Source organism: Yersinia sp. 1252 StPb PI (assembly GCF_048593885.1).
GTDB lineage: Bacteria > Pseudomonadota > Gammaproteobacteria > Enterobacterales > Enterobacteriaceae > Yersinia > Yersinia enterocolitica_E.
Map to the genome: position 1 here is coordinate 1 of NZ_JAZGQE010000172.1, position 9,915 is coordinate 9,915.

Genomic DNA, 9,915 nt, shown 5'->3' on the forward strand with positions numbered 1-9,915 from the left:
GGCGTTAATCTGGTCAGCATAACATATCTTATAAAGGTGAATGAACTCTGACCTCTTCTTATATTGTATGGTTAATCGAGTACGATTCTAGATTAAGAATTATCTGGCAATAGTATTTGCTCCTATTGAAAATTATCTTTCTATTATATCAATGGTATTCGTTCCTCCCAGTGAGCAACTGGCAACTGGCCACCCAGTAGCGGCCAGTCAGCTACTTTCTAGAATATCGGCATAGGGATATCTCACGTTTATTACGGTATCAATTTTTTGTTCGCGACTCTTCAAACAACCGTTTTAGGAATTCTTTCTTCATAGTAGAACAACTGAATACTTGCTTGATTGCCGGGTCGTAAGCATAAATCGTGCATCCAGCGGGATAACCACTAATACCAAATAGTTTAGTTCCCTTTATCCATCAGCATTGGGTCTTCGCCTTTACGAACGTTAACACAATTGGTGTGGGCTCTGAATGATATATGAACAGATAGGGAGGCACTTTCGATATGTGTTTGTCCACACCTCAGCATGGCACCGCCCCCCGTCTTTAAGGATAGCGTTGCGTCGACCCGTAGAGTTCACTGCACGGAGCGTACAGATACCCATTATGAAGGGGCTAAAGCACAGTTCGAACGTTCACTGAATCGCCTGCAACTGGACTATGTTGACCTGTACCTTATCACCAGCCCTACGGTGATATCCATGGTGCATGGCGGGCAATGGAAGAACTACAGCAGGCCGGAAAAATCCGCTCTATTGGCGTGAGCAATTTTCATCCCGACAGACTTGCAGATCTTGTTGCATTCAATAAAGTCGCCCCCGCCGTGAACCAGATTGAAGTTAACCCCCTTCAACCAGCAACTGCATGCAGCACCGTGGATGCAAAGCCATGGGATTCAACCTGAAGCCTGGGCACCTTTTGCTGAAGGGAAAAACGGGCTATTCCAGCATCCCGTATTAACTGCGATTGGTGAGAAATACGGCAAAAGCGTGGGTCAGGTTGTCCTGCGCTGGATCTTCCAACGCGGCATCATTTCGCTGGCAAAATCAGTGCGAAAAGAGCGTATGGAAGAGAATAGCAACATTCTCGATTTTGAACTCAGTTCTGAATACATGCTACAGATAGCCGCTCTTGATACCGCAACCAGCGCGTTCTTCTCGCATCGCGACCCGGCAATGGTGGAATGGCTGACTGGCCGTAAACTTGATGTCTAAGCCGCTATAGAAGAGGAGCTTATTGATGCAAAAACGTTATCTCGGAACATTCAGGCTTGAAGTGTCTGCTCTGAGGTTGGGAGTGACAACCAGTTTTAGCGTTTCTCTGGCTCAAACCACGCAGCTAATTGCAGAATATCATTTTCTTGCAAAGTCCCTGCGTTGTAGCGTAGCTCTAGCCATGATTGGAGCCAACTGTATTTCGCTTCTGCCAAATCCCGCCGCGAGTTATACAGTTGCTGCTCAGCCAATAAGACATCCAGATTGATTCGTTCACCACCCAATACGCTGCGACGGGTAGCCAGCAGTACCTTTTGCGCTGAATCTACCGTCATTTGCCACGCACGTATTTTGGCGGCACCACTACTCGTGAGATTGAACTGGCGTTTGAGCTCCGCCAATACCTGTCTGGTTTCTTGATCGAGTTCCGCCTGCGACTGTTGATAGTGTGCCGTTGCCTGCCGAGTCGCACTGGAAACACTCCCCCCAGCATAAATAGGCACATTCAACTGTAGACCAATGTTTTGCGTATCATATTTCTGGTTATAATTATATTCCGCTTCAGAGCGAGAATTACGGGAGGAGGCCACCAGTTGCAAGGTCGGCAGATGACCGCTACGACTGTTTTCTATTTCATAATGTTTGGCATCCAGATTCTCCCGCTGGCCGGCAAGACGGGCATTATAGCGAATAGCCAGATTGCGCCACTGCGCCAATGTGCGGCCATCGCTGATATTCTGTGGCAAAGCGTCCAACGTTAATGGCCGTAACTCTGCCAAATTAACCGATCGACCGATCATATTATCCAGTTCGGTTAACTGGCTATCCAACACATCTTGTTGCTCAATAAGTTGTACCTGAGTCAACGTCAGGCGTGCAGCCGTTTCATCAATATCTGTTTGTGTGCCCTCCCCGGCAACCAATAACCGACGATTCAGTTGGATTTGTTCCTCATAAGCACGTAATTGGGCATTTAATAGGGCTGTTTTTTCCTGAGCTAATAAGGCGCTGCTATAAGCCCGATACAGCCGGACGATCAATTCCTGACTTTTATCCCGATAATGTTGATCTGCGAATAACTTACGCGCAATGCCTTGGCGATAGCGGGCATAGGCGCCGTAATCAATTAATGGTTGCCGCAAAGACAGCATGGAGACATAGCTATCGTAATCCCGTTTTACCTTACTGTTACTACGGTTATCAGCCTGACTCACTGTGGAGTAATTGGTGTTTGCCCCATAGCTGTATTGCAAGGAGGGTAATAAACCAGATAAACCTAAAGAAACCTCCTCTTGCCCTGCATCCCGCTCATAACCCGCGGCCCGAAATTGTGGATCATTATGTACTGCCAATTCCCATGCATCGAGTAATCCCAGTGCATTTCCCCGCTCAGGTAACACTAACAGGATGAAAAAAATGATTCGTAAAGTTAATGGCATCCAATGCTCCCTACTCTTCCGTTAATGCTATGTGCAAGCGATCCATCAATGGCTTAAATAGATAATTAATCATTGAGCGTTCACCGGTACGGACAAATCCTTGAACCGGCATACCAGGCTTGATTTCTAAGTGATCCAACGTCTGCCGCGCCGCCTCACTGACTTCTACCCGTAAACTGTAATAAGGCTCTTGCGTTCGTTCATCTAATATCCGGTCAGCCGACAACAATTTTACCGTCCCTTCTACTTTCGGCGTAGTGCTCTGATTAAACGCTGTAAACTGCAATTCCACCGCTAAGCCAGAGTGGATTTTATCCACCATTTCTACCGGTACTCGCGCATCCACAAAGAGCGGTTGATCATCAGGCAAAATTTCCATCAGAGACTGGCCTGCCGCGATAACACCACCTTCGGTAAAGACTTTCATCTCCACCACAGTACCGGCTACCGGCGACCGCATTTGTATATTTGCCAGATCGAAATTCGCTTTTTCCAACTGGCTGAACACTTCAGTTATGGTGGATTGCACTTCCGCCATCTGGGTGTTGACCTCTTTCCGATATTCTTGTTGACGCAGTTGGATACGGAAATTTTGTTCCTGTACTTCCCGCTCGCCCCGCTTGATTTCGCCGACAATCTGCGCTATTTCGCCGTTAAGTTGCGCATAAAGCTGCTTACTTTCCAGCATTTTATTGCGCGGGACATAGTTCTCATCCGCTAACGATTTCAATCCATCCAACTGTTGGGACAATGCTTGCTTTTGGCTATTCTTACTACCAAGAACTTGCTTCTGCGCCCCCATCGCGGCCTGTAAACCGGCAATATTGGCGCGTAATCCATCACTTTCCAACTGTAATGCTTGCTGGCGGCTATCAAGTAGTAGTTGTTGTAAGGCCAGCATTTCATCCATACCAGTCTGCCGCTTCACTTGTTGTAAACGAGGCGTCTCCACCAACTGTTTATCCCCCTTTTGCTCGGCCAATAAACGAGCTTCGTTCGCCAGCAACTGATAGTACTGCGATGTTAGTCCATTACTGGCGGAGCGTACCCTGACAGCATTTAAAGTCAGTAGCACTTCACCGGCAACTACCCTGTCGCCATCATGAACCATAATGTGGTCAACAATACCGCCTTCGGGGTGCTGAATGGCTTTTCGGTTGCCCGAAACCACCACAGTACCCGTAATCGGAACCCCTTTATCCAACGGGGCCAGTAGAGCCCAAAGGATAAAACCGCCAAAACCGGCCAATACCAACCCCCATCCCCAAGACAATGCCCGATTCTCACTGCGTTGTATTTCCTGCAAAAATGCCTGTTCCGTTTTTTTATTGTGTTCGGACATATGACTTGCTTCTCTTCTTATTGCCACTCAACCCGGTATGCCTGTTGTTTGCGCAGCGCGCTTTAGTTCAGGCTGATTAGACGCATTTAGCTGCTGTAGTTCGGCCATCACTTCGCCTGCCGGACCAAATCGCTGCTGTTGCCCCTGATTCAGGATCAATAACTTATGGGCACGAGCGGTCAACGCAGGACGATGAGTGATCAACACCAAGGTACAACCGCGTTTTTGTAGCGCATCCAGTGCCGTCAACAGGGCACGATCCCCGGTGGTATCCAGACTGGCATTCGGCTCATCCAGCACCAAAAAACAGGGATCACCATATACTGCTCTTGCCAGCGCTATCCGTTGGCGTTGACCGCCCGACAGACCCGCACCACTCTCACCAAGCTCCGTGTCATAACCTTGAGGCAGTGAGAGGATCAGCTCATGAACCCCGGCCAACTTTGCAGCGGCAACCACTTTCTCACTGTTAGTGGTACCGAATCGGGCAATGTTCTCCGCCAGAGTACCGCTGAATAATTGAATATCTTGTGGAAGGTAGCCGATATATGCACCCGATACTTCTTTGTCTAACTGATTCATATCGGCTGAATCCAGCCGCACAGTCCCTTGACTCGGCGCTTGTACTGCAACTAACAAGCGTGCCAAAGTGGATTTTCCCGAGCCGGAAGCACCCAGAATCCCCAAAGTCTCCCCCGCATTAAGAGAAAAATGAATATTATGCAAACGCGGAGGTTGATTGGTATTGGGACGGAAAGTGAGGTGTTCAACACTCAGCTCACCTGTCGGTGCTGGCAAAGTCATGCTGTCTTCACGATGGGGATGATTGTGTAACAGTAAATGCAAGCGGTTCCAGGCTTGACGTGCTGCAACCCATTGCTTCCAGACCCCAATTAACTGGTCGATAGGACTAAGCACTCGCCCGACCAAAATCGATCCGGCGATCATCATACCCGCGGTAATCTCACCGTTTACCGCCAGTAATGCCCCCAAACCTAGCATCAAAGATTGTAAAACAATGCGCGAGCTTTTCGATAAAGCAGTCACAGCCGCAGAACGTTCACTCGCCAGATTCTGCTGGCGGATAAAACCATAGTGCTGCGCTAACCAGCGCTTACGCATATTGCCTAACATTCCCATCGCTTCAATCACTTCCGCATTGCGTAAATGCGTATTGGCCTGATGGGTTGCTTGCATTGACAGCTTATTGGCTTGCGCCAATGGGTGGTGGGTAATACGTTGGTTTAACCAGGTGAGGATGATCAGAAAAATAGCACCGCCCAACGCCAGCAGACCCAGCCACGGATGTAACAGGAAAACCACAGCGAGAAATAACGGAAACCAAGGCGCATCGAAGAAGGCAAACAGAGCATTACCGGTGACAAACTGGCGTAATTGAGTTAAATCCGTTAACGCCTGTCCTGCTTTGGCATCACCATCACGCAAGTTACGCTCAAAAGCCGCATTGAAAACCTGTTGATTGAGACGCAAATCCAGTCGGGTACCAAGACGGATAACCACCAGACTACGCACCCACTCTAGCGCTCCCATAAAAAAACATAAGCCAACCATGAGTAATGTTAGCATCAGCAATGTCATCTCATTACCCGAAGCCAAAACCCGGTCATACACCTGCAACATATACAAGGAAGGTGCCAACATCAGTATATTAATAATGGCACTGAATACGCCCACACCGTAGAAACTCTGACGACATGCACCCAGCGCTTCTCGCAATCGGTCATAATTAGGAATTGAATGAGAAACCATATCTTTCCTTTAATGGTTTTCTGACAAGCGAAATATTATGTTTATGGCTTTACCTCTCAAGGAAAAAAATAAAGTCATTAGATGAAGTAGATTGGTGTTAATTCGGTATACGGCGCAATGTGACCACTCCGGTATTATCCGGCAAAGTCATTTCATAACCTTCTTGTGCTCGTTCAAAAAATGCCAATGCATTACCAGTCCCATCAGTTAAAGTAATGCCGTCCGGTGTTGGACGCCAGCCCTGCGGAGCACTACCAAGTAACTGTTTAAGGCAGGAGGATTCTCCGCTGGCATGCCAGGTCAAGTTGGGTTTAATTGCCGTGGATTTCAGCTCAATGCCGCAGACTTTCACAACAGAGCTATTTAACTGTAATTGCCATTGACCACTTAAATCACTGGCATTCGGTAGCACCAGACTGCTCGCCATAATCGCTCCTGAACTCATTAAAGTTGATATCGCCAATATGGCACCAAACAGTGACCGATAAGGTTGACGTAATGACCTCTTCACCATAAATACTCCTTTATAAACAGTGCTCGGCTTATCACCCGGACGCTGGTTTACTCTTATCAGCACAGCCTTATAGGATAAACGCTATCTTTAGATCAGACTGTTCCATAATTCATAATATAAAGAGGCATTCAGCAATAATTAACCCACTCTACATGCAACTATAAAACTCATTATTCTTGATTTATATGCTATTTTCATCTCTAACACGGTTGAGAGTTTTTTAATTACTACTTCTGTAATACGTGATAAAAACGTCTGATTAAATCAACCAGACGTTGGATAGCAATCACATCAAACAATAAAATCAGTTGCCTGAGTTGGCTGCCCCACAATTTTCACAAGAAAATCAGGTAATAATTGCCCGCCATCAACATTTAATGCCAAATCGCTGATATTAGTCTGCGGATCATAAGTTAATAATGCTTCACTGGCAGAACCGCTAAAATGATCGACAAAGTGAATACCACCGCTGCCAGTATTAAAAACGGATAAATCGATTTTATCTATACCGCCCTCAAAATCCATGATCCAGTCTGGCGCACTTGGTGAAGAATCCGTGGTCCGGCCGAAAACGAAAATATCGCTACCGCTGCCCCCCCAAAGTTTATCTGCACCGCCGCCGCCGAACAGAACATCATTGCCTGCGCCACCACGTAGTTCGTTATCTGCTCCATTACCCACCAGAACATCATTACCAGAACCACCAATGGCATTCTCAATCGTCACGTTGGCGGCGATTGAAACGTTAGCTTTTAATCCCCCGACATCAGAAAAAGCAGCTTCTTCCAGATTGATACGTTGATCAACGCTATAGCCTGAGAAATCAAAGGTATCAATGCCGCCCGCATCCCAAACAGAGAATACTTTCTGATCACTGCTATCTGTCAGGGTAAAAGAGTCGCGCTGAGTGTTGGAGTTGAAACCATAGATATTATCTTCCGTGCGGGTATCCATATTCGCACCGTAAAGACGCTGAATTGCAAAAATATCATCCACCAGTGGCGTTGACGCGTAGTGCCCCTGATGGTCAGCCCCGGATTGCCAAGCATCCCAATAACTCATGATACTGAACTGACGAGTATCTTCACCATAAACCGCATCCTTGGCAAAAGTATTACCCTGTCCGGCGTTATAATTCGCAGGGTGACTCAGACCAAGTGCATGTCCCAATTCGTGCGCCAGAGTCAAGCGGCCATACTCCATTTTCTCTGGCTCTCGGATATTATCCATATTGTAATTATACCAAGTGCTGGTATCAGCAATTCTTTCGTTAGGACCAGAAGTATAACTGGAACTGGTATATGCCTGCCCTCCCGCCAACTGCCCATCAGCCGTTAATGAATAGTTGCCCAACGTAATATTGGCTTTTTCGGTTGGCCCCACCTCGGTGAAGTGGATATTAGCGACATCAGACCAGGATTGCAGTGAAAATTTAGTTTGTGCCACTTGCTCAGGATTGAATTTAATAAACCCGTGAACATCATCCGATTTTTGAGACTGCAAATCGAGGAATGAATAAGTCAGATCAACATCGTGCCCTAAGGTCGTTTTTCCATTCCAATTTAGTTCGCTGCGGTTTAACTGCAGAGCCGACTTACCTAAATCAAAACTAATCTTTCCACTTGACGTAGTAAAACCATCGCCTCGAACTGAGTCACGGAATAAATCAATGACAGCACTATAGCCACTTTGGTTAATAGTGTTATCGATCTGATCATTAGCTATTTTATTGATTGATTTCAACGTCAAGTTCCTTGTAATTAATTAAATTCACCACCACGTCGACAGCCCACATTAATTAATGGATAGATATTCCCCCATGTAAGAAAGTGAATCCATGTCATATCCTTTGTAGTGGCATCACATAAAGCTATACTATGACATAATATAATTTGCCGACTAATTAATAGGTAAAAAATAATTATCGAATCATCACGATGCATTCTAATTATATGCTTTGAATTATTAAAATCAAGGAATGGTAATTAAAATCAACAAAACCAAAACATCTAATTACATGCATAAAGCACAGACGATATCACTATATAACCTCATCATTCCTGGTTTAACTTACTAATAACGTCTAATAAAACTCATTAGACGTTATTTTTGTTTCATAAATATAGGTTATCAAACAATAAAATCTGTTTCTTGTGCTGGCTGCCCAATTATTTTCACTAAAAAATCGGAGAATGAATGATCGCCTGTCACATTATTTAATGCTAGCTCACTAACATTGCTTCCAGCATCATAAGTCAGCATAGCTTCGCCTGCTTTACCGCTGAAACTATTAACAAAATGGAAGCCACCACTGTTGGCAAAATTGAAAGCTGAAAGATCAATCTTGTCAATGCCACGTTCAAAATCCATTATCCAATCAGCAGCTTGTGGGGTGGAGTCACTAACTTTGCCAAATACAAAAATATCTTTACCTGCCCCACCCCACAACACATCAGCACCGCCATCGCCGAACAAGATATCATTACCATTACCTCCCATTAAGGTATTACGAGCGTCGTTACCCACGATGATATCGTTACCTGAGCCACCAATCGCATTTTCGATAGTCACACCGGCCGCAATGGAAACGTTGCCCTTCAGACCACCGACATCAGTGAAGGATTTCTCATGCAAGTTAATACGTTGATCATTGCTATAACCGGAAAAATCAAAGGTATCGTTACCATCGGCATCCCAGACCGAAAAGATTAATGCCTTACTGCTGTCCGCAGCAGTGTAATAATCACGATTGGTATTGGAATGAAAACCGTATATGGTATCACCGGTGCGGGTCGTCATATTCGCTCCGTATAAATGCTGAATAGCAGCAATATCATCCAACATCGGTGCAGCAGCATAATGCCCTTTGTTATCGCCTCCGGTATTTTTTTCGTTCCAATAACTCATAATACTGAACTGACGGGTATCTTCCGCATAGGTCACATCTTTATAAGTCGGTGTCCCCTCCCCTGCATTATAATTACCGGGATGGCTAAGGCCTAGAGCATGCCCTATTTCATGGGTTAGTGTTTGCCGTCCATATTCCATGGTATCCGGGTGGCGTATATTATCGACGTTATAATTGTACCAGGTAGAACCAGATGAACTTCCACTGCCAGGCAAAAGTGCATAGGCCTGTGAATCAGCCAGTGACCCGTCGTGAGAAAGTGTAAAATTGCCAAATGTAATATTAGCTTTTTGGTTGGGTGTGATTTCTGTGAATGTAATATTGGCAGCATCTGACCATGACTGTAATGATAATTTAGCAGTGGCAATTTGTGCGGGGTTAAATTTAACAAAACCCTTATCGCCCCCCGGAATTCGAGTAACACTATCTAAAAATGAATAAGTCAGTTTTACCGGCTGATCAAAAACGTATTTACCATTCCACGTTTGATCAGTGCGAGTAATTTGTAATCCAGCATCTTCATTGGAGTAAGAAGGCTTACCGTTAATCACTAAGTCTTCACCACGCGCATGATACTGAAAAAACTCGCTTACTGCATTATAACCATTCCGTGATATCGCGGCATCAAACTGATCGGCAACTTTATTACTACTTGCTTTCATAGATAAATTTCCACGTAATTGGACTTAATCGTCATTTAACGGAACACAGCCGATGAATTAATTTAATA

6 protein-coding genes and 1 pseudogene are annotated in these 9,915 nt (G+C 45.5%); 1 reads left to right on the forward strand and 6 read right to left on the reverse strand.

The window, feature by feature from the left end; genetic code table 11:
• Positions 1-594: 594 nt before the first annotated feature.
• Positions 595-1,212: pseudogene (locus V2A85_RS19110) on the forward strand (aldo/keto reductase); the annotation flags it as partial.
• Between the two features lie 95 nt (positions 1,213-1,307).
• On the opposite strand, the gene V2A85_RS19115 reads toward V2A85_RS19110, so the two are convergent.
• The 6 genes from V2A85_RS19115 to V2A85_RS19140 form a co-directional block, all read right to left on the reverse strand.
• Positions 1,308-2,651 carry a TolC family outer membrane protein gene (locus V2A85_RS19115; protein ID WP_420072107.1) on the reverse strand — a complete coding sequence of 448 codons (1,344 nt, stop codon included), beginning with the start codon at positions 2,649-2,651 and terminating at the stop codon, positions 1,308-1,310.
• Between the two features lie 10 nt (positions 2,652-2,661).
• Positions 2,662-3,993 (reverse strand): HlyD family type I secretion periplasmic adaptor subunit, encoded by a 1,332-nt coding sequence (locus V2A85_RS19120; RefSeq protein ID WP_420072108.1) that lies wholly within the window; start codon positions 3,991-3,993, stop codon positions 2,662-2,664.
• Between the two features lie 27 nt (positions 3,994-4,020).
• Entirely contained in the window at positions 4,021-5,763 is a 1,743-nt protein-coding gene (locus V2A85_RS19125; RefSeq protein WP_420072109.1) for a type I secretion system permease/ATPase, read from the reverse strand.
• A 97-nt stretch (positions 5,764-5,860) separates the two neighbouring features.
• Positions 5,861-6,277 carry a protease inhibitor Inh/omp19 family protein gene (locus V2A85_RS19130; protein WP_050086261.1) on the reverse strand — a complete coding sequence of 139 codons (417 nt, stop codon included), beginning with the start codon at positions 6,275-6,277 and terminating at the stop codon, positions 5,861-5,863.
• A gap of 291 nt (positions 6,278-6,568) precedes the next feature.
• The gene (locus V2A85_RS19135) at positions 6,569-8,020 is read right to left on the reverse strand and encodes a serralysin family metalloprotease (RefSeq protein ID WP_420072110.1); all 1,452 of its coding nucleotides are present in this window, start codon (positions 8,018-8,020) and stop codon (positions 6,569-6,571) included.
• 387 nt (positions 8,021-8,407) lie between these two features.
• A complete protein-coding gene (locus tag V2A85_RS19140; RefSeq protein ID WP_420072111.1) occupies positions 8,408-9,847 on the reverse strand; it encodes a serralysin family metalloprotease in 1,440 nt (479 codons plus the stop codon).
• Positions 9,848-9,915: the final 68 nt, after the last annotated feature.

Coding starts and splice junctions, on each gene's coding strand:
- V2A85_RS19115 (WP_420072107.1), bottom strand. CDS start 2,651: ATGCCATTAACTTTACGAATCATTTTTTTCATCCTGTTAGTGTTACCT.
- V2A85_RS19120 (WP_420072108.1), bottom strand. CDS start 3,993: ATGTCCGAACACAATAAAAAAACGGAACAGGCATTTTTGCAGGAAATA.
- V2A85_RS19125 (WP_420072109.1), bottom strand. CDS start 5,763: ATGGTTTCTCATTCAATTCCTAATTATGACCGATTGCGAGAAGCGCTG.
- V2A85_RS19130 (WP_050086261.1), bottom strand. CDS start 6,277: ATGGTGAAGAGGTCATTACGTCAACCTTATCGGTCACTGTTTGGTGCC.
- V2A85_RS19140 (WP_420072111.1), bottom strand. CDS start 9,847: ATGAAAGCAAGTAGTAATAAAGTTGCCGATCAGTTTGATGCCGCGATA.